This is a genomic window from Rhizobacter sp. (assembly GCF_046595475.1).
Lineage (GTDB): Bacteria > Pseudomonadota > Gammaproteobacteria > Burkholderiales > Burkholderiaceae_C > Rhizobacter.
Genome location: NZ_JBKJOQ010000072.1, coordinates 1 through 19872 on the forward strand (window position 1 = coordinate 1; position 19872 = coordinate 19872).

A 19872-nucleotide genomic window follows, 5' to 3' on the forward strand; every position below is an offset into this window, starting at 1 on the left:
TCCAAAGTGTTCCCGACCCGCTCGCACACGGTGGCGGCGCAGGGCGGCATCGGCGCGTCGCTCGGCAACATGAGCGAGGACAACTGGCACTACCATTTCTACGACACGGTCAAGGGCTCGGACTGGCTGGGCGACCAGGATGCGATCGAATACATGTGCCGGATGGCGCCTGAAGTCGTCTACGACCTCGAGCACATGGGCATGCCGTTCGACCGCAACCCCGACGGGACGATCTACCAGCGGCCGTTCGGCGGCCACACCGCAAACTACGGCGAGAAGCCGGTGCAGCGCGCCTGCGCCGCGGCCGACCGCACCGGCCACGCCATGCTGCATACGCTGTACCAGCAGAACGTCAAGGCCCGTACCAACTTCTTCGTCGAGTGGATGGCGCAAGACTTGATTCGCGACGCCGAGGGCGACGTGGTCGGTGTGACGGCGCTTGAAATGGAAACCGGCGAGCTGCACATCCTGGAAGCCAAGACGGTGTTGCTGGCCACTGGCGGCGCAGGGCGCATCTTTCAGGCGAGCACCAACGCCTTCATCAACACCGGCGACGGCTTGGGCATGGCGGCACGCGCCGGCATCCCGCTCGAAGACATGGAGTTTTGGCAATTCCACCCGACCGGCGTGGCCGGGGCCGGCGTGCTGCTGACCGAAGGCTGCCGCGGCGAGGGCGCCATTTTGCGCAACAGCGATGGCGAGCGCTTCATGGAGCGCTACGCCCCCACGCTGAAAGACCTGGCACCGCGCGATTTCGTCTCGCGCTGCATGGACCAAGAGATCAAGGAAGGGCGCGGCTGCGGCCCCAACAAAGACTACATCGTGCTCGACATGACCCACCTGGGCGCCGAGACGATCATGAAGCGCCTGCCCAGCGTGTTCGAGATTGGCCACAACTTCGCCAACGTCGACATCACCAAGGAACCGATTCCCGTGGTGCCGACCATCCACTACCAGATGGGTGGCGTGCCGACCAACATCCACGGTCAGGTTGTCGCGCCCAAAGATGGCAACCCGAATGCAGTGGTGAAAGGCCTGTATGCAGTGGGCGAATGCTCCTGCGTGAGCGTGCATGGCGCCAACCGACTGGGCACCAACTCGTTGCTCGACTTGCTGGTGTTCGGCAAGGCGGCCGGAGACCACATTGTGGCGAGCGGGCTCAAGGCTCAGACCTACAAACCGCTGCCGACCAACGCTGCCGATCAGACGCTGGCCCGCCTGGCGCGGCTGGACAACAGCACCGGCGGCGAATACGCCCAAAACGTGGCCAACGACATCCGCCAGTCTATGCAGCAGCACGCCAGCGTGTTCCGCACCCAGGCGCTCATGGACGCAGGCGTGGTGCAGATCAAGGCATTGGCCGAGCGCGTGAAGGGCATCCACCTGGCCGACAAGTCGAAGGTGTTCAACACGGCGCGCATTGAGGCGCTGGAAGTCGACAACCTGATCGAGGTGGCGATGGCCACCATGATCTCGGCCGCGGCGCGTCACGAGAGCCGCGGCGCGCACACGGTCGACGATTACGCCGACACGCCCGAGCACCCGAATGGCCGCAATGACGCGGTGTGGATGAAGCACACGCTCTGGTACAGCGAGGGCAACCGGCTCGATTACAAGCCGGTGAACCTGAAGCCACTGACCGTCGAGTCGATTCCGCCCAAAGTCCGCACGTTCTAAGGCAAAGAAAGCATTTCATGACAAAGCGCGTGTTCCAGATCTATCGCTACGACCCCGACGCCGACGCCAAGCCGCGCATGCAGACCCTCGAGGTCGAGCTGGACGGCAGCGAGCGCATGCTGCTCGATGCACTGATGAAGCTGAAAGAGGTCGACCCGACCCTGAGCTTCCGCCGCTCGTGTCGCGAAGGCGTTTGCGGCTCGGATGCCATGAACATCAATGGCAAGAATGGCTTGGCCTGCCTGACCAACATGCGCACGCTGCCTGGGGTGGTGGTGTTGAAGCCTTTGCCCGGCCTGCCGGTGGTGCGTGACCTGATCGTCGACATGACGCAGTTCTTCACCCAGTACAACTCGATCAAGCCTTACCTGGTAAACGACACCGTGCCGCCCGAGAAAGAGCGCCTGCAGTCGCCCGAAGAGCGTGACGAGTTGAACGGTCTGTACGAGTGCATTCTTTGCGCGAGCTGCACGACGAGCTGCCCCAGTTTCTGGTGGAATCCCGACAAGTTCGTCGGCCCGGCTGGCCTGCTCCAGGCTTATCGCTTCATTGCCGACAGCCGCGACCAAGACACTGCTGGCCGGCTCGACAACCTCGAAGACCCGTATCGCCTGTTCCGCTGCCACACCATCATGAACTGCGTCGATGTATGCCCCAAGGGCTTGAACCCCACCAAGGCCATCGGCAAGATCAAGGAATTGATGGTGCGCCGAGCTGTCTGACGGTTTGAAAACCATGCACACCCTGATCGACGCGCGGGCGCTCAGCAAGCTGAAATGGCGGTGCCGCCGCGGCTTGCTGGAGAACGACTTGTTCATCGAGCGCTTCTTCGGCCGCCATGAGGCTTCGCTGACAGAAGGTCAGGCCCAGGGCTTGCAGGTGCTGATGGACCTGTCGGACAACGATTTGCTCGATCTGCTCCTGGCTCGCAAGGAGCCCGAAGGCGAGTTGCTGCGCGATGATGTGATTGAAGTGCTCAGGTTGATGCGAGTGGCGCACTGAGCGCGCGAGTGTCTTTCTCGATTTTTTCTAAGGAATGCTCATGACCCCCTCTGACGTGAAAGCCACCTTGTCGTTCTCTGACGGCAGCCCCGCGATGGATCTGCCCGTCTACAAGGGCAGCGTAGGCCCGGATGTGATCGACATCCGCAAGCTTTACGCCCAGACCGGCAAGTTCACCTACGACCCCGGCTTCCTGTCGACGGCCGCCTGCCAGTCGACCATCACCTACATCGATGGCGACAAGGGCGAGTTGCTGTACCGCGGCTACCCCATTGAGCAGCTCGCGACCAACTGCGACTACCTTGAAACCTGTTACCTGCTGCTGAAAGGCGAGCTGCCCAACCCGAAGCAGAAGAGCGATTTCGTGGAAACGGTGACCCATCACACGATGGTCAACGAGCAGATGCAGTTTTTCCTGCGTGGCTTCCGCCGCGATGCCCACCCGATGGCCATCATGACGGGCCTGGTGGGTGCTCTGTCGGCCTTCTATCACGACAGCACCGACATCAATAACCCGGAGCACCGCGAGATCTCTGCCATTCGCCTGATCGCCAAGATGCCCACGCTGGTGTCGATGGCCTACAAGTACACCGTGGGCCAGCCTTACATCTACCCGAAGAACGACCTGTCGTACGCCGGCAACTTCATGCGCATGATGTTCGCCACGCCGTGCGAAGAGTACGAACAGAACGACGTGCTGGTGCGCGCCATGGACCGCATCTTCATCCTGCACGCTGACCACGAGCAGAACGCTTCTACCTCGACCGTGCGCCTTTGTGGCTCGTCGGGCACCAACCCGTTCGCCGCTATTGCGGCCGGCGTGGCCTGCTTGTGGGGCCCCGCCCACGGGGGCGCCAATGAAGCGGCGCTCAACATGCTGGAAGACGTGCAGAAGATGGGTGGCGTCGAGCGCATCGGCGAGTTCATCAAACAGGTGAAAGACAAGAACTCCAATGTCAAGCTGATGGGCTTCGGCCACCGTGTCTACAAGAACTACGACCCGCGTGCAAAGCTGATGCGCGAAACCTGCCATGAGGTGCTCGACGCACTGGGCCTGCACAACGACCCGATCTTCAAGCTAGCCATGGCGCTGGAGAAGATCGCCCTGGAAGACGAGTACTTCGTGGCCCGCAAGCTGTACCCGAATGTCGATTTCTATTCGGGCATCGTGCAGCGCGCCATCGGCATACCCGTCACGCTGTTCACCGCCATCTTCGCGCTGGCCCGCACGGTTGGCTGGATTGCGCAGCTGAACGAGATGATTGCCGACCCTGAATACAAGATCGGCCGCCCGCGTCAGCTATTCCACGGTGCCACGCAACGCGACGTCAAACCGATTACGCAGCGCGCCTGAACGCCGGAAGCACCCCTCAGTGCACGCAAACCCCGGCCACAGGCCGGGGTTTTTGCTTGTAAACGCCTAAAATTCCATCCTTTTCCGCAAGAGCCAACGAAAGTCCGCCATGGGCCGCACGCTGTACGACAAGATCTGGGACGAGCACGTCGTCCACACCGAAGATGACGGCACTGCTGTGCTGTATATCGACCGGCACCTCGTCCACGAAGTCACCAGCCCGCAGGCTTTCGAGGGGCTGGACCTGGCGCACCGCAAGGTGTGGCGACTGTCGGCCAATCTGGCGGTGAGCGACCACAACGTGCCGACCACCGACCGCTCGCATGGCATTGCCGACCCCATCTCGAAGCTGCAGGTCGACACGCTCGACAAGAACTGCGACCGCCTGGGTATTACGCAGTTCAAGATGAACGACAAGCGCCAGGGCATCGTCCATGTGATCGGCCCGGAGCAGGGCGCCACGCTGCCCGGCATGACGGTGGTGTGCGGTGACTCGCACACGTCCACGCACGGTGCTTTTGGCGCATTGGCCCATGGCATTGGCACCAGCGAGGTCGAGCACGTGCTGGCCACGCAGACGCTGTTGGCGCGCAAGGCCAAGAACCTGCTCATCAAGGTCGAGGGTCAGTTGCCTCGCGGCTGCAGCGCAAAAGACATCGTGCTGGCCATCATCGGCAAGATCGGCACCGCGGGTGGCAACGGCCACACCATCGAGTTCGCCGGCTCGGCGATTCGAGCGCTCAGCATGGAAGGCCGCATGACGGTGTGCAACATGGCGATCGAAGCCGGTGCGCGCGCGGGCCTGGTGGGGGTTGACGACAACACCATCAACTACGTGAAGGGCCGCCCTTACACGCCCGCCGGCGTGACCTGGGACCACGCGGTCACTTACTGGCGCACGCTGCGATCGGATGCCGATGCGCATTTCGACCGGGTGGTCGAGCTCGATGCCTCGCAGATCCGCCCGCAGGTCACTTGGGGCACTTCGCCCGAGATGGTCTTGTCCATCGAAGACCGCGTGCCCGACCCCGAGCGCGAGAAAGATGCCAACAAACGCGGCGCCATGGAGCGCGCGCTGACCTACATGGCGCTGGAGCCCAACAAGCCGATTGCCGATATTCGCATCGACAAGGTGTTCATCGGCTCCTGCACCAACTCGCGCATCGAAGACATGCGCGAAGCGGCCGCCGTAGTGCGCCGCCTGGGCCGCAAGATCGCCCCCAACGTGAAGCTTGCGCTGGTGGTGCCGGGCTCGGGCCTTGTGAAAGAGCAGGCCGAGCGCGAAGGGCTGGACAAGGTCTTCCTCAACGCGGGCTTCGAATGGCGCGAGCCGGGTTGCTCTATGTGCCTGGCCATGAACGCCGACCGCCTGGAGCCCGGCGAGCGCTGTGCCTCCACCTCTAACCGCAACTTCGAAGGCCGCCAGGGCGCCGGCGGCCGCACGCATCTGGTGAGCCCGGCGATGGCAGCAGCTGCTGCCATAGAAGGCCATTTCGTCGACGTGCGGCGCCTCAGCTGAAAGACCCGACCATGCAAGCTTTCCGTATTCACAAGGGCCTGGTCGCACCGCTCGACCGTGAAAACGTCGACACCGACGCGATCATTCCCAAGCAGTTTTTGAAGTCGATCAAGAAGTCGGGCTTCGGGCCTAACCTGTTCGACGAGTGGCGTTACCTCGACCACGGCGAGCCGGGGCAAGACCCCGCCACGCGCAAGCCCAACCCCGACTTCGTGCTGAACCAGTCGCGCTACAAGGGCGCCTCGGTTTTGCTGTCGCGGCAGAATTTCGGTTGCGGTTCGTCGCGCGAGCATGCCCCGTGGGCACTCGACCAGTTCGGCTTTCGCGCCATCATCACGCCGAGCTACGCCGACATCTTCTTTAACAACAGCTTCAAGAACGGCTTGCTGCCGATCGTGCTGCCCGAGTCGGCGGTGTCCAAGCTGTTCGATGAGGTCAACGCTTTTGTCGGCTATGAGCTGACCGTCGACCTCGAGCGCCAAGTGGTGCTCAAACCCGATGGCATGGCGCTGCCATTCGAGATCGAGCCGTTTCGCAAATTTTGCCTGCTCAATGGCTTTGACGACATCGGCCTTACGCTGCGCCACGCCGACAAGATCCGTGCGTTCGAAGCCGAGCGCCTGCTGACGAAGCCCTGGTTGGCGAACCGCGTATGAGCCCCTTGCCCATGCCTTACAGCCGGCTCTACCGCGCACTTTCGCAGCGGTGGTGGCTGGCCTTTGTGCTGATGGGCGTGAGCTTCGTGGTGTTTGGCCTGGCGTCGTTGAATCTGTTGCACATCCTCAGCGCCAACCTGGAATTTCTGACGACTTATGGTTTCGATGCGGTACGTGAAGGCGGGTTGTGGCAACTGTTGGGGTTGATCGTGAATGGCGTGGTCGCTGCGGCCTGCTACGTCGCGTTCAAGCTGTGCGAGAAAGTGCTTGTGGAGCGTTTGGCCGTGAGCAAAAACAAGGAAATCAATTCGTGAAGATTGCAGTTTTGCCGGGTGACGGTATCGGCGTGGAAATCATGGCTGAGGCCTTGAAGGTGCTCGCCGCCCTCGACCTTAAGTTCGAGCTGGAAGAAGCGAAGGTGGGTGGTGCCGCGTATGAAGCCCATGGCCATCCGTTGCCCGATGCCACGCTGAACCTCGCCAAGTCGGCCGATGCCGTGCTGTTCGGCGCTGTGGGCGACTGGAAGTACGACAAGCTCGACCGCCCGCTGCGGCCCGAGCAGGCCATCCTGGGCCTGCGCAAGAACCTGGAGCTGTTCGCCAACTTCCGCCCAGCAATCTGCTACGAAGAGCTGACCCACGCGTCCAGTCTCAAGCCCGAGATCGTGGCCGGGCTCGACATCCTCATCATTCGCGAGCTCACCGGCGACATTTACTTTGGCCAGCCGCGTGGCCGCCGTGCGTCGCCCGATGGGGCGTTCAAGGGTGCCGAGGAAGCCTTCGACACCATGCGCTATTCGCGCCCTGAGATCGAGCGCATTGCCCACGTGGCGTTCCAGGCAGCGCGCAAGCGCAGCAAGAAGGTGCTGAGCGTCGACAAGGCCAATGTGCTCGAGACCTTCCAGTTCTGGCGCGATGTGGTCACCGAGGTGCATGCGCAGTACGCCGATGTGGAGCTGGAGCACATGTACGTCGACAACGCCGCCATGCAGCTGGTGAAGGCGCCTAAGCGGCTTGATGTGATCGTCACCGGCAACATGTTCGGCGACATCTTGAGCGATGAAGCGGCCATGCTGACCGGTTCGATCGGCATGCTGCCTTCGGCCTCGCTTAATGCGCGCAATCAGGGCCTGTACGAGCCCAGCCACGGCTCAGCGCCCGACATTGCAGGCAAAGGCATCGCCAACCCGTTGGCGACCATTCTGTCGGCGGCGATGATGCTGCGCTTCAGCCTGAACCAGGAAGCTGCGGCGCAACGCATAGAAGCCGCTGTCAAAGCCGTGCTGGCCAAAGGCCTGCGCACCACCGATATTTACAGTGCCGGGACCACCAAGGTCGGCACCAAGGAGATGGGCGACGCTGTGGTCGCCTGCCTGAAAACGCAGGGCTGATAGGCGTTCAAGTTTTTAGATCAACACACAGACGATAGGAACAAAGATGGCTACGAGATTGGTCGGCCTGGTGGGCTGGCGAGGCATGGTGGGCTCGGTCCTGATGGATCGCATGCAGCAAGAGAATGACTTCGCTCTGATCGAGCCGGTGTTTTTCAGCACCAGCAACATCGGCGGCAAGGCGCCGGCGCAAGCAAAGAACGAAACCACGCTGCAAGACGGCTTCAACATCGACGCGCTCAAGCGCTGCGACATCATCATCACCGCGCAGGGGGGCGACTACACGACCGAGGTGTTCCCCAAGCTGCGCGCTGCAGGCTGGAACGGCCACTGGATCGACGCTGCTTCAACGCTGCGCATGAAAGACGATGCGGTCATCATCCTCGACCCTGTCAACATGCCTGTCATCAAGAGCGCGCTGGCCAAGGGCGGCAAGAACTGGATCGGCGGCAACTGCACCGTGAGCTGCATGTTGATGGGCGTGGGTGCGCTGTTCAAGGCTGGTCTCGTTGAGTGGATGAGCACCCAGACTTATCAGGCGGCTTCGGGCGGCGGCGCGCAGCACATGCGCGAGTTGCTCACGCAGTACGGCACGCTCAACGCCGAGGTGAAGGCTATGCTCGATGACCCGAAGAGCGCCATCCTCGAAATCGACCGCAAGGTCATCGCCAAGCAGCGCAGCTTGAGCGAAGCCGAGACGGCCAACTTCGGTGTTCCGTTGGGCGGCAGCCTTATCCCGTGGATCGACAAGGATCTCGGGATCGGCAAGCAGCCCGACGAAGCGGGCTGGGGCATGAGCAAGGAAGAGTGGAAGGGCGGTGCCGAGACCAACAAGATCATGGGCCAGGGCGAGGGCTTCGGCACACCGGCCGTGCCGGTCGACGGCTTTTGCGTGCGTGTGGGCGCCATGCGTTGCCACAGCCAGGCGCTCACTTTCAAGCTGAAGAAGAACGTGCCGCTGGCCGACATCGAGGCCATGATCGCCAACGACAACGAGTGGGTGAAGTTGGTGCCCAACAACCGCGAAGCGACCATGCGCGACCTGACGCCCGTGGCCGTCACGGGCACCATGACCATTCCCGTGGGCCGCGTGCGCAAGATGGCCATGGGCCCCGAGTACCTCGGCGCCTTTACCATCGGCGATCAGTTGCTGTGGGGAGCGGCGGAGCCGCTGCGCCGCATGTTGCGCATTCTTCTGGCTGCTTGAAGCGATGAACTGCCAGCCCCTGAGCCACGTTGCTGAGTCACAACAGGGGCCGGCTCCAGAACCCGCAAATGCCTCTTGCGGGCGAACGTCAGGCATTGCATGAGCTTGTCTTCGTATCTAGTTGATGTTATTGTGATTTCTACTGTTACGCCCAGGAAACCCGTGGTTAGCGTCAACAACAACTCCGAAAGCAGTGGGGCTCGCTCGCTTCCACCCCCGTCCTATTGGGAGACGCCTTGAAAAGAAACTCGCTGTACACAGGGCGATTCGCTCTGACCGGGGCGGCTCTCGCCGCCATGTGCCTCTTTGCATCAAACGCTTCGGCTCTCGGGCTGGGTCGTCTCAACGTGCAATCGGCGCTGGGCGAAACCCTGAGGGCCGAGATCGACGTGACAAGCATCACGCCGGAAGAGGCGTCCAACCTCAACATCCGCGTGGCGCCGCCTGAGTCTTACCGTGCAGCCGGGGTCGACTACAACTCGGTGCTTACGGGTACCCAGGTCGTGCTGCAAAAACGCGCCGATGGGCGCTCTATCTTGAGCGTCACCAGTGACCGCGCTGTTCAAGAGCCCTTCGTCGACGTGATCCTTGAGATCTCCTGGTCCACGGGGCGCCTGGTTCGTGAATACACATTGCTGTTCGACCCACCTGTGACGCGCACCGCCGCCTCGCCCGTGTCGCCCTCAGCCACAACATCGCCCATCATCACTCCGGCGCCATCAGAGCCCATCGCCGTGGCGCCGCGCCCTGAGCGCAAGTCCGCTACGCCTCGCGCCTCAGCGCCTTCCTCTGATTCGACGACGGACGAAGTACGCAAGCCTCGCGTCAAGGCTCCGGCCGCTGCGCCCATCGAAGCGGGTGTTGATGAGTACAAGGTTCGTGACGGCGATTCGCTGTCTCGCATTGCAGCGCGCGCGCTGCGCACCGGCGTGTCGCTCGACCAGATGCTGGCATCGCTCTACCAGGCCAACCCCGAAGCATTCATCAGCGCCAACATCAACCGACTCAAGTCAGGCGTGGTGCTGGCAGTGCCGTCTGCTGAAGCAGCCAAGGCCATCACGCCAGCCGATGCCCGCCAGCTGATCCAGGCCCAGAGTTCCGACTTCGGCACCTATCGTCAGCGACTGGCTGCCGCAGTGCCCGCCGCCAAGACTGATGGCACAGCGCGCCAGGCCAGTGGCAAGGTGCAATCGTCAGTGGACGATCGCAAGGCCTCTGCCGCGCCCGCACCCGACAAGCTGACCCTGAGCAAAGGTGCCAACGCCAAGGCGTCGGCGCCTGAAGACAAGCTGTCGAAAGAGCGCGAAAAGAAAGACGCCACCGCACGCGTGGCCGAGCTCTCCAAGAACGTCGACGAACTAAAGAAGCTGTCGAGCGCTTCTGCCGCGGCATCTGGCAAGACAGCTGCGCCCGCTGTCGCTTCGCCGCCGCCTGCTCCAGCTGTTGCTCCGCCGGTGATTGTTCCTCCGCTGGCGCCTCCCAGGCCACCCGTGGTGGCATCTGCCCCAGCTCCAGTAGTCGAAGGAGCTCCTGCTCCTGTAGCTGCCTCGGCTCCCGTGCCTGTGCCAGCGCCGGCTGCGTCGGCCCCGGCCGTGATGGCTGCAGCATCTGATGCCGCAAGCGCCGCTATGGAGCCGGCGAGTGCACCTGTGGTGGCTGTGGCGCCGTCACGCCCCATGGCTGCTTCAGCACCCGCTGCAACACCAGCCGTTGAGGCTCCGGGCCCGTTTGCTTCGTTGCTGGAAGACAACCCGCTCGTGCTTGCCGCTGGCGCTGCGCTGGTGGCCTTGCTCGCTGGCTTTGGCATCTACCGCTTCACCAAGCGCGCCAAGAAAGACAGCGGCGAGACATCGTTCCTCGAAAGCCGTCTGCAGCCCGATTCCTTCTTCGGCGCCAGCGGTGGCCAGCGCATCGACACCCGCGACGCAGGCGGGGCGTCTTCGTCGATGAGCTATTCACTGAGCCAGCTTGACGCCATTGGCGACGTCGATCCAGTCGCCGAAGCCGACGTGTACCTGGCCTACGGCCGCGACCTGCAGGCCGAAGAGATTCTCAAGGAAGCCATGCGCGCCAGCCCGGAGCGCTTGGCCATACGCACCAAGCTGCTCGAGGTGTATGCGAAGCGGCGCGACACCAAGGGCTTTGAGCTGCTGGCCACTCAACTCTATGGCCTGACCGGTGGTCAGGGCGAAGACTGGGCCAAGGCTCAAGAGATCGGCGTACAGATCGACCCGGAAAACGGCCTCTACCAACCTGGTGGCAGACCGGCTTCCAGCGAGGGTGATGGCCGCCCGACAGCCGAGCTTCTGGGTGCCAGCACGATGCCGCAGTCGGTTTTGCCATCGCCGTCGGAGTTCGGTGCCAGCGGCAACTCGCGCAGTGGCTTCGACACCACCTCGGGCGCCAACGTCGACCTGGACCTTGATCTCGGCCTGCCCGATGCCGCGCCGCCAGTGGCGCCAGCGCGTCGAGTCGAGCAGACGCAACCCGTGGCGGTGAGGCCGCAAGACGTGCCGTCTCTCGAAGACATGAGCTTCAACCTGCCGCCTGTACCAGCACCCGCGGCGCCGGCTCCGAGTTCAGGCGCTATGGATTTCGACCTGGGCAGCATTTCTCTCGACCTGGGTAACGAGACCACGATCGCGCAACCCAAGGCAGTTCCCACAGCCCCTGTTTCCACTGATTACGGTGCCATCGACCTGGGCGAGGCGACAGACGACGGCAGCGACCCGATCGCCCGCAAGCTAGAGCTGGCGGAAGAATTCCGCCAGATCGGCGACACGGAAGGTGCACGCGACCTGCTGCAGGAAGTGGTCTCCAAGTCCAGCGGCACGGTCAAGACACGTGCGCAATCCATGCTTAACGATCTGGGCTGATCTGCCCGGGTTGGCGTGAGGCTCGCGTTCGGCATCAGCTACCGCGGGCAGGCCTACAACGGCTGGCAGAGCCAGCCGGGTGGCCGCACCATCCAAGACCATCTTGAAGCGGCGCTGTCGCAGTTTGCGGCGGTGCCTGTTCGCACCGTCTGTGCTGGCCGCACCGACACCGGCGTGCATGGCCTCAATCAGGTCATCCACATCGACCCTCCGGTGCAGCGTGAACTGGCCTCCTGGGTACGAGGCACCAACCGTTATTTGCCTGCCGACATCGCCGTGCAGTGGTGCCAGGAGGTAGGTGACGATTTCCACGCGCGCTACGGCGCACAGGGGCGGCGCTATGCCTACTTGCTGCTGGAGTCCCCGGTGCGACCCGCCATCGAGTCGGGCGTGGCAGGCTGGGTGTTCCGACCCTTGAGTGCCGAGCCCATGCGCGCCGCCGCCGCCACGCTGGTCGGTGAGCACGATTTCAGCTCGTTTCGGTCTGCTGAGTGCCAGGCCGCCACGCCGGTGAAGCAGATGCGTGCGATCGAGATTCAGCGCCTGGGCGCCTACTGGCGGTTCGACTTCGACGGCTCGGCCTTTCTGCACCACATGGTGCGCAACATCATGGGTTGCCTGATCGCCATAGGCAACGGCCAACAGCGCCCCCTGTGGATACAAGAGGTGCTGGACGCCCGCTCGCGCAAGGTCGCTGCGCCCACTTTTCCCCCTGAAGGGCTGTACTTCGTGGGGCCGTACTACGATCCCCGTTTCGCATTGCCTGCGCACACGCCGGCCATGGACTGGTTGCCACACCCATGAATGCCCGAACCCGTATCAAGATCTGCGGCCTGACCCGCGAAGCCGATGTTGACGCTGCCGTTGACGCGGGTGCCGACGCCGTCGGCTTTGTGCTGTACCCGCGCAGCCCGCGCTTTGTGAGCCTCGAACGAGCGGTCACCTTGGCTCATCGCTTGCCACCGTTCGTCACGCCGGTGGCCTTGTTCGTCAACGCTGATACCGCACAGATCGCAGCCGCTGTTCAGGCCATTCCCGGGCTGCTGCTGCAGTTTCATGGCGACGAGACCCCGGCGGATTGCAAAGCGGCAGGCCGGCCCTTCCTGCGTGCCGTGCGCATGGGGCCAGGGGTTGATTTGCTAGACTTCGCTGCTCAGTACCCGCATGCCCAGGGGCTGTTGCTCGACGCCTTCGTCGAGGGCTATGGTGGCAGCGGAAAGGTCTTCGATTGGTCTCTCATTCCTCAAAACGTGCCCCGTCCAATCGTTTTGTCTGGTGGGTTGCATGCCGGAAATGTGACCGAAGGGGTTCTTCAGGTACGGCCGTCGGCCGTTGACGTCAGCTCCGGCGTAGAGAGCGCCAAAGGCATCAAAGATGCCGCGGCCATACGCCGGTTCTGTGAAACCGTTCGCGACGCGGATGCGCGCATCGCAGCCTCACCTACCTGAAAGCGTTCCCATCATGTTGAACTACCAGCAGCCCGATGCCCGCGGGCATTTCGGCCCCTATGGCGGCACCTTTGTCGCCGAAACCCTTATCCATGCGCTCGACGAGCTGAACACCGCCTACGAGCAAGCCCGCAACGACCCGGCCTTCATCGCCGAGTACCAATATGAGCTGGCGCATTTCGTCGGCCGCCCCAGCCCCATTTATCACGCGGCACGCATGAGCCGGGAGCTCGGCGGTGCGCAGATTTACCTCAAGCGCGAAGACCTGAACCACACCGGCGCGCACAAGGTCAACAACACCATCGGGCAGGCCTTGCTGGCCCGCCGCATGGGCAAGCCGCGCGTCATCGCCGAGACGGGCGCCGGCCAGCATGGCGTGGCCACGGCCACCATTTGTGCGCGCTATGGCATGGAATGCGTGGTCTACATGGGCAGCGAAGACGTGAAACGGCAGTCGCCCAATGTCTACCGCATGAACTTGCTGGGTGCGCGCGTAGTGCCGGTCGAGAGCGGCTCCAAGACGCTGAAAGACGCCCTCAACGAAGCCATGCGTGACTGGGTGGCGAACGTGGAAAACACCTTCTACATCATCGGCACCGTAGCGGGCCCGCACCCGTATCCGGCGATGGTGCGTGACTTCCAACGCGTGATCGGCGACGAGTGCCTGGTGCAGATGCCGCAGATGATCAACCGCCAGCCTGATGCGGTGATCGCCTGCGTGGGCGGTGGCTCCAACGCGATGGGCATCTTCTATCCCTACATCCCGCATGAAGGCACGCGCTTGATTGGTGTCGAGGCCGCAGGGCAAGGCCTGGAATCGGGCAAGCACTCGGCCAGTCTGACCAAGGGCTCGCCGGGTGTGCTGCATGGCAACCGCACCTACCTGCTACAAGACGACAACGGTCAGATCACCGAAACGCACTCCATCTCGGCCGGGCTCGACTACCCCGGTGTAGGCCCTGAGCACGCGTATCTGAAGGACATAGGCCGGGCCGAGTACGTGGGCATCACCGACGACGATGCGCTCCAAGCCTTTCACCGTCTGTGTCGCACCGAAGGCATCATTCCTGCGCTCGAGTCTTCGCATGCCGTGGCCTACGCGATGAAGCTCGCGCCGACCATGCGCAGCGACCAACATTTGCTGGTGAACCTCTCGGGCCGTGGCGACAAAGACATCGGCACCGTGGCCGATCTCTCCGGTGCCGAATACTTTGACCGTCCGTCGCAGGCAGGCCGCACCGTCAAGGGGGGCACATGAGCCGCATTCAAGCTGTCTTCGAGGCGCTGAAGGCACAGGGCCGCAAGGCGTTAATTCCGTATGTGACCGCGGGCGATCCATATCCTGATGCCATGGTCGACCTGATGCTCGCCATGGCCAAGGCGGGTGCTGACGTGATCGAGCTAGGCGTGCCTTTCTCCGACCCTATGGCTGATGGCCCGGTGATCCAGCGCGCTGGCGAGCGCGCCTTGGCCAAGGGCATTGGAATGCCGCAGGTGCTCGACTTTGTGCGGGGCTTTCGCAAGACCAACAACACCACGCCTGTCGTGCTGATGGGCTACGCGAACCCGATCGAGCGCTACAACCAGCGGCTGGGCGAGGGCGCTTTCGTGCGCGACGCCAAGGCCGCAGGCGTCGATGGTGTGCTGGTTGTCGACTATCCACCCGAAGAGTGCGAGGCCTTCTCGGCGCAGCTCAAGGCCGCGCAGCTTGACCCCATCTTCTTGCTGTCCCCCACCTCCACCGACCAGCGCATGAAAGATGTGGGCCGTCTCACCAGCGGCTACGTGTACTACGTGTCGCTCAAGGGCGTGACGGGTGCCGGCGGCATCGACGTCAACAAGGTCGCCGAGATGGTGCCGCGCATCCGCACCTGCGTGAGCGTGCCGGTGGGTGTGGGCTTCGGCATTCGTGATGCCGAGACCGCAAAAGCTGTCGCTGCGGTGTCTGACGCTGTGGTCATCGGATCCCGCATCGTGCAATTGCTTGAAACCCAAACGCGCGACAATGTCGTCTCCGCAGGGGCGGCGTTCATCGCCGAGATACGCGCCGCCCTCGATTCCATGAAAGGAGCTCCCGCATGAGCTGGCTTGAGAAACTGCTACCGCCCAAGATGCAGCAGACCGACCCGAGCGAGCGCCGCACGGTGCCCGAAGGTCTGTGGGTCAAATGCCCTTCATGTGAAACGGTGCTCTATAAGAATGACCTGGAGCAGAACATCAACGTCTGCCCCAAGTGCGGCCACCATCACCGCATAGGCGCAAGGGCGCGGCTGAATGCCTTTCTCGACGGCGAAGGCCGCTACGAGATCGGGCAAGAGATCGTGCCGGTGGACGCGCTCAAGTTCAAGGCCATCCGGCGCTACCCTGAGAGCCTGAAGATCGCGATGGACTCCACCGGCGAGACCGACGCTCTGGTGGTGATGGGCGGTGCCCTGCACACCATTCCGGTAGTGGCTGCCTGCTTCGAGTTCGACTTCATGGGTGGCTCCATGGGCTCGGTGGTCGGCGAGCGCTTCGTGCGCGGTGTCGAAATGGCCGTCGAGCAAAAGGTGCCGTTCATCAGCTTCACAGCCACCGGTGGCGCTCGTATGCAAGAGGGTCTCTTGAGCCTGATGCAGATGGCCAAGACCAACTCGGCGCTTACGCACCTGGCCAAGGCAAAGCTTCCTTACGTGAGCGTGCTGTGCGACCCGACCATGGGTGGCGTGTCGGCCAGCTTCGCCTTCATGGGTGACATGGTGATTGCCGAGCCCAAGGCGCTGATCGGTTTTGCCGGCCCGCGCGTGATCGCCGACACCGTGCGTGAGAAGCTGCCAGAAGGCTTCCAACGCGCCGAGTTTCTGATGCAGACCGGCGCCATCGACGCCATCGTCGACCGGCGCGAGCTGCGCGGTGTGATTGCCAAGTCGCTTGCCATGCTGCAGCGTCAAAGCGCCGACGCAGTCGCCTGAGTTAATCGCACTACAGCGACAACAAGGGCGGCCTCGGCCGCCCTTGTGCATTCAAAGACACTACACACCATGCCCCTGCCCACCACTCTGGCCGAATGGCTGACCCACTGCGAGCGTCTGCACCCCAAAGACATTGACATGGGGCTCGCGCGCAGCCAAGAGATCAAGCAGCGCCTGGGCCTCGCGTTCACCGTGCCCGTGATCACCGTGGCCGGCACCAACGGCAAAGGCTCCACTTGTGCGTTTCTCGAAGCCATTGGTCTACAGGCCGGCTACCGGGTGGGCCTGTACATCAAGCCGCATTTCGTGCATTTCGAAGAGCGCTGCCGTGTGAATGGCGCCATGGTGTCCGCGGCCGAGCTGCTGCCGCACTTCGAGGCCGTGGAGAGGGCGCGAGGCGACATGGCGCTCACCTATTTCGAGTTCACCACCATGGCCATCATGCGGCTGCTGTCGCAGGCAGAGCTCGACATGGTGATCCTCGAAGTGGGCCTGGGCGGCCGGCTCGATACGGTCAACGTGATTGATGCCGATTGCGCTGTGATCACGAGCATCGCTCTTGACCACATGGAGTACCTCGGCCCCGACCGCGAATCGATTGGCCGCGAGAAGGCGGCGATCATGCGCGCCGGCCGGCCGGCCGTGTTCAGCGACCCCGTGCCGCCCAAAAGTGTGGGCGCATATGCCGAAGAGATCGGTGCCGACCTGTGGCAGATCGGGCGCGACTTCAACTATGCCGGTGACCCGCAGCAATGGGGTTGGGCAGGGCGCAGCAAGCGTTTCAACGGCCTGGCCTACCCGTCGCTGCGCGGTGCCAACCAACTGCTCAATGCTTCGGGTGCCCTGGCCGCATTCGAGGCCTTGCGCGAGCGCTTGCCGATCACGGCGCAGGCGGTGCGTAACGGCTTGGCGATGGTTGAGCTGCCCGGCCGATTCCAGATCGTGCCTGGCCAACCAACCTTGGTGCTCGATGTGGCCCACAACCCGCAGGCCGTCGGGGCGCTGTTCCAAAATCTCGACCAAATGGGGTTCTTCCCTCGAACGCATGCTGTCTTCGGCGCCATGGCCGACAAAGACCTCGCGGCCATCCTGAACCGCATGGGGCCTGTCGTCGACCATTGGTATTTCTGCGACTTGCCTCTCCCTCGCGCGGCAACGGCCGAGCAGCTCAAAGCGCTGCATGCAAGCCTGGGCTTGCGCGGCCCCGGCCCAGTCACAGTTGCTTGTCACCCAGGCCCTGCTGAAGCCCTGCGCGCGGCGGTGTCTGCCGCAGACCCCGCTGATAGAATCGTGGCCTTCGGCTCGTTTTACACCGTGGGCGGCGTGCTGAAGGACGGTCTGCCCCGTCTGACCGCCAAGCACGTCGGCTGACTCCCAGCCAACCCGGCCTTCTAGGCCGGTCACCCGTGCCGCTGGGTGAGATCACAAAGGCCCCAAAAGCACCGTTGTGCCCACCTGGAACCAGCACTGCATGGGTTTGCTGTCATTTTTGAAGCGCGAACGATCAGCAGACACCTTGAAGGTGTCGGCCATTCCCGAGTCTGCTGATTCGGTGCAGCAGGCCCGCACGCGAGCGCGCCAGCGCCTGGTGGGCGCGGTGGTGCTGGTGGCCGCAGGTGTCGTTGGTTTCCCTTTGCTGTTTGAGACGCAGCCGCGCCCCTTGCCGGTCGACACGCCCATCGAGATCGCGCGCAATGGCGCCCCCGCAGCGCCACCTGTGCGCACGACGCCAGCCGCTCATGCACCTGCCCCGGTGGTGCTGCCCAACGTCATCACCGAAAGCCCGGCAGACGCAGGCAGCGAAGTGGTGGCGGCTTCGGCGCCGATTGCTTCAGCGCCAGTGGGGGCTGTCATCGAGCCCAAGCCAGACAAGCCTGAAGTTGCTGTTGCCCCCAAGCCGATGCCCAAGCCCGAAGTGAAGCCCGAAGCCAAGCCGCCCCTCAAACCTGCTGACAGCACGCGTGCCCAGGCTTTGCTTGAGGGCAAAGCAGCACCCGCCAAACCGGCCCCTGCCGATGGTCGTTTCATCGTGCAAGTGGGCGCCTTTGCTGAGGTAACAGCAGCGCGCGAAGCGCGGCAAAAGGTTGAGAAGCTTGGCCTCAAAACCTACACGCAGGTGGTTGAAACCTCGGGTGGGAAACGCATTCGTGTGCGCGTGGGCCCGTTTGCCTCGCGTGGCGAGGCAGACAAGGCGGCCGACAAGATCAAGTCGGCGGGTTTGCCCTCGGCGGTCTATACGCTGTGACGCCGGGCATGCAATGGGTCGACATCGTTCTTGCCAGCGTTCTTGTGCTTTCGGTTCTCGTGGGCCTGGTGCGTGGCTTTGTGTTCGAGGTGCTTTCGCTGCTCGGCTGGTTTGTCGCCTACTTCGCGGCCCAGTGGCTGGCGCCCGAGGTGGCGCCGCACATGCCCGTCGGCAAGTCGGGTTCGGGCATCAACCATGCGGCGGCGTTCACGGCCATTTTTGTAGCAGCCTTGCTGGTGTGGGCAGTGGCCTCGCGCCTGCTGCGGTTTTTAATCCACGCCACCCCGCTCAGCTTGCCCGATCGACTGCTCGGTGGCGTGTTTGGCTTGCTGCGCGGCCTGGTCGTGCTGCTGGCTGCGGCCACCGTGATCAGCATCACGCCTTTGGCGAAATCACCCGCGTGGCAAGCATCGCAGGGTGCACAGTGGCTGCAGGTGGCGCTGGGCGCCTTGCGCCCGGTGCTTCCGCCCCAACTTTTGCAGCACCTGCCGGCTTCTTTCGGCTCGGCGCGTTGAACTTCAAGGACTCCCCATGTGCGGCATCGTCGGCGTCATCTCCAAGAGCCCGGTCAACCAGCTGATCTATGACGCGCTGCTGCTGCTGCAGCACCGCGGCCAAGACGCTGCCGGCATCGTCACGATGCAAGGCACCAAGTGCTTCATGCACAAGGCGCGCGGCATGGTGCGCGACGTGTTCCGCACCCGCAACATGCGCGGCCTGCCCGGCACCGTGGGCCTGGGCCAGGTGCGCTACCCGACGGCCGGCAACGCCTACAGCGAAGAAGAGGCTCAGCCCTTCTACGTCAACGCACCCTACGGCATCGTGCTGGTTCACAACGGCAACCTGACGAACGCACTGGTTCTGAAAGAAGAGTTGTTTGCCATTGACCGCCGCCACATCAACACCACCAGCGACACCGAGGTGCTGATCAACATTCTGGCGCACGAGCTGGAGCAGGTGGCAAGCGATACACCGCTGTCGCCTGAGCAGGTGTTCAAGGCCGTGGGTGCGGTGCACAAGCGCATCAAGGGCTCCTATGCCGTGGTGGCGCTGATCGCAGGCCATGGCTTGCTGGCCTTCCGCGACCCATTCGGCATACGCCCGCTGTGCTTTGGCGAAGGAAGCACGCCCGACGGCCACCAGGTGGTGGTGGCCAGCGAGTCGGTGGCCATCGAAGGCACGGGCCACAAGGTGACGCGAGACGTGGCCCCCGGCGAGGCCATCTTCATCGACCTGAATGGCAAGGTGCATGCGCAGCAGTGCGCCGACAACCCAAGCCTCAACCCCTGCATGTTCGAGTTCGTCTACCTGGCCCGGCCCGACTCTGTGATGGACGGCATCTCGGTCTACCAGGCCCGACTCAACATGGGTGAGACGCTGGCGCAGCGGCTCATCTCGACCATTCGCCCGAACGAGATCGACGTGGTGATCCCGATCCCTGAGTCGAGCCGCCCGTCAGCCATGCAGCTCGCGCAGAAGATAGGCAAGCCCTACCGTGAAGGCTTCGTGAAAAACCGCTACGTCGGACGCACCTTCATCATGCCGGG

19 protein-coding genes are annotated in these 19872 nt (G+C 63.3%); all 19 read left to right on the forward strand.

Features of this window, described 5'->3' with window-relative positions; all coding sequences use genetic code 11:
- A partial coding sequence (gene sdhA / locus AC30QB_RS12950) for a succinate dehydrogenase flavoprotein subunit (protein ID WP_489546635.1) occupies positions 1-1677 on the forward strand: 1677 nt, incomplete at its 5' end.
- Between the two features lie 17 nt (positions 1678-1694).
- Positions 1695-2399, forward strand: a complete 705-nt coding sequence (locus tag AC30QB_RS12955; RefSeq protein WP_489546636.1) for a succinate dehydrogenase iron-sulfur subunit — start codon at positions 1695-1697, stop codon at positions 2397-2399.
- A gap of 13 nt (positions 2400-2412) precedes the next feature.
- Positions 2413-2679: an FAD assembly factor SdhE gene (locus AC30QB_RS12960; RefSeq protein ID WP_489546637.1), complete on the forward strand. Its 267-nt coding sequence runs from the start codon at positions 2413-2415 to the stop codon at positions 2677-2679.
- 40 nt (positions 2680-2719) lie between these two features.
- Positions 2720-4033, forward strand: coding sequence for a citrate synthase (gltA, locus tag AC30QB_RS12965; RefSeq protein ID WP_489546638.1), 1314 nt, complete (start codon positions 2720-2722; stop codon positions 4031-4033).
- Between the two features lie 109 nt (positions 4034-4142).
- The gene (gene leuC / locus AC30QB_RS12970; protein WP_489546639.1) at positions 4143-5552 is read left to right on the forward strand and encodes a 3-isopropylmalate dehydratase large subunit; all 1410 of its coding nucleotides are present in this window, start codon (positions 4143-4145) and stop codon (positions 5550-5552) included.
- 11 nt (positions 5553-5563) lie between these two features.
- Positions 5564-6208 (forward strand): 3-isopropylmalate dehydratase small subunit, encoded by a 645-nt coding sequence (leuD, locus tag AC30QB_RS12975; RefSeq protein ID WP_489546640.1) that lies wholly within the window; start codon positions 5564-5566, stop codon positions 6206-6208.
- Positions 6205-6522, forward strand: coding sequence for a hypothetical protein (locus AC30QB_RS12980; protein WP_489546641.1), 318 nt, complete (start codon positions 6205-6207; stop codon positions 6520-6522). The genes leuD and AC30QB_RS12980 overlap by 4 nt, the downstream gene beginning before the upstream one ends.
- Positions 6519-7598, forward strand: coding sequence for a 3-isopropylmalate dehydrogenase (gene leuB / locus AC30QB_RS12985; protein WP_489546642.1), 1080 nt, complete (start codon positions 6519-6521; stop codon positions 7596-7598). Before AC30QB_RS12980 ends, leuB begins: the two co-directional genes overlap by 4 nt.
- 46 nt (positions 7599-7644) lie before the next feature.
- The gene (gene asd, locus AC30QB_RS12990) at positions 7645-8805 is read left to right on the forward strand and encodes an aspartate-semialdehyde dehydrogenase (RefSeq protein WP_489546643.1); all 1161 of its coding nucleotides are present in this window, start codon (positions 7645-7647) and stop codon (positions 8803-8805) included.
- A gap of 236 nt (positions 8806-9041) precedes the next feature.
- Positions 9042-11681 carry a motility hub landmark protein FimV gene (locus tag AC30QB_RS12995; protein WP_489546644.1) on the forward strand — a complete coding sequence of 880 codons (2640 nt, stop codon included), beginning with the start codon at positions 9042-9044 and terminating at the stop codon, positions 11679-11681.
- A gap of 15 nt (positions 11682-11696) precedes the next feature.
- Positions 11697-12485 (forward strand): tRNA pseudouridine(38-40) synthase TruA, encoded by a 789-nt coding sequence (gene truA / locus AC30QB_RS13000; protein WP_489546645.1) that lies wholly within the window; start codon positions 11697-11699, stop codon positions 12483-12485.
- Entirely contained in the window at positions 12482-13129 is a 648-nt protein-coding gene (locus AC30QB_RS13005; protein WP_489546646.1) for a phosphoribosylanthranilate isomerase, read from the forward strand. Before truA ends, AC30QB_RS13005 begins: the two co-directional genes overlap by 4 nt.
- 13 nt (positions 13130-13142) lie before the next feature.
- Positions 13143-14387 (forward strand): tryptophan synthase subunit beta, encoded by a 1245-nt coding sequence (trpB, locus tag AC30QB_RS13010; RefSeq protein ID WP_489546647.1) that lies wholly within the window; start codon positions 13143-13145, stop codon positions 14385-14387.
- Positions 14384-15211 (forward strand): tryptophan synthase subunit alpha, encoded by an 828-nt coding sequence (trpA, locus tag AC30QB_RS13015; RefSeq protein WP_489546648.1) that lies wholly within the window; start codon positions 14384-14386, stop codon positions 15209-15211. The genes trpB and trpA overlap by 4 nt, the downstream gene beginning before the upstream one ends.
- Positions 15208-16080, forward strand: coding sequence for an acetyl-CoA carboxylase, carboxyltransferase subunit beta (accD, locus tag AC30QB_RS13020; RefSeq protein WP_489546649.1), 873 nt, complete (start codon positions 15208-15210; stop codon positions 16078-16080). Before trpA ends, accD begins: the two co-directional genes overlap by 4 nt.
- Before the next feature lie 69 nt (positions 16081-16149).
- The gene (gene folC, locus AC30QB_RS13025; RefSeq protein ID WP_489546650.1) at positions 16150-17451 is read left to right on the forward strand and encodes a bifunctional tetrahydrofolate synthase/dihydrofolate synthase; all 1302 of its coding nucleotides are present in this window, start codon (positions 16150-16152) and stop codon (positions 17449-17451) included.
- Positions 17452-17551: 100 nt separating this feature from the next.
- On the forward strand, positions 17552-18325 hold the full coding sequence (locus AC30QB_RS13030) for an SPOR domain-containing protein (RefSeq protein WP_489546651.1): 774 nt from the start codon (positions 17552-17554) through the stop codon (positions 18323-18325).
- An 8-nt stretch (positions 18326-18333) separates the two neighbouring features.
- Complete coding sequence (locus tag AC30QB_RS13035; protein WP_489546652.1) at positions 18334-18840, forward strand: CvpA family protein; 507 nt, start codon at positions 18334-18336, stop codon at positions 18838-18840.
- 16 nt (positions 18841-18856) lie between these two features.
- Positions 18857-19872, forward strand: a 1016-nt coding sequence (purF, locus tag AC30QB_RS13040) for an amidophosphoribosyltransferase (protein ID WP_489546653.1), incomplete at its 3' end; no start/stop codon positions are given.

Excerpts from the sequence above, each read along its gene's own strand:
- AC30QB_RS13005 (WP_489546646.1), top strand. The coding sequence starts at position 12,482 with ATGAATGCCCGAACCCGTATCAAGATCTGCGGCCTGACCCGCGAAGCC.
- trpA (WP_489546648.1), top strand. The coding sequence starts at position 14,384 with ATGAGCCGCATTCAAGCTGTCTTCGAGGCGCTGAAGGCACAGGGCCGC.
- leuD (WP_489546640.1), top strand. The coding sequence starts at position 5,564 with ATGCAAGCTTTCCGTATTCACAAGGGCCTGGTCGCACCGCTCGACCGT.
- gltA (WP_489546638.1), top strand. The coding sequence starts at position 2,720 with ATGACCCCCTCTGACGTGAAAGCCACCTTGTCGTTCTCTGACGGCAGC.
- AC30QB_RS12955 (WP_489546636.1), top strand. The coding sequence starts at position 1,695 with ATGACAAAGCGCGTGTTCCAGATCTATCGCTACGACCCCGACGCCGAC.
- AC30QB_RS12980 (WP_489546641.1), top strand. The coding sequence starts at position 6,205 with ATGAGCCCCTTGCCCATGCCTTACAGCCGGCTCTACCGCGCACTTTCG.
- leuC (WP_489546639.1), top strand. The coding sequence starts at position 4,143 with ATGGGCCGCACGCTGTACGACAAGATCTGGGACGAGCACGTCGTCCAC.
- AC30QB_RS13030 (WP_489546651.1), top strand. The coding sequence starts at position 17,552 with ATGGGTTTGCTGTCATTTTTGAAGCGCGAACGATCAGCAGACACCTTG.
- AC30QB_RS13035 (WP_489546652.1), top strand. The coding sequence starts at position 18,334 with ATGCAATGGGTCGACATCGTTCTTGCCAGCGTTCTTGTGCTTTCGGTT.
- AC30QB_RS12960 (WP_489546637.1), top strand. The coding sequence starts at position 2,413 with ATGCACACCCTGATCGACGCGCGGGCGCTCAGCAAGCTGAAATGGCGG.
- folC (WP_489546650.1), top strand. The coding sequence starts at position 16,150 with ATGCCCCTGCCCACCACTCTGGCCGAATGGCTGACCCACTGCGAGCGT.
- asd (WP_489546643.1), top strand. The coding sequence starts at position 7,645 with ATGGCTACGAGATTGGTCGGCCTGGTGGGCTGGCGAGGCATGGTGGGC.
- trpB (WP_489546647.1), top strand. The coding sequence starts at position 13,143 with ATGTTGAACTACCAGCAGCCCGATGCCCGCGGGCATTTCGGCCCCTAT.
- accD (WP_489546649.1), top strand. The coding sequence starts at position 15,208 with ATGAGCTGGCTTGAGAAACTGCTACCGCCCAAGATGCAGCAGACCGAC.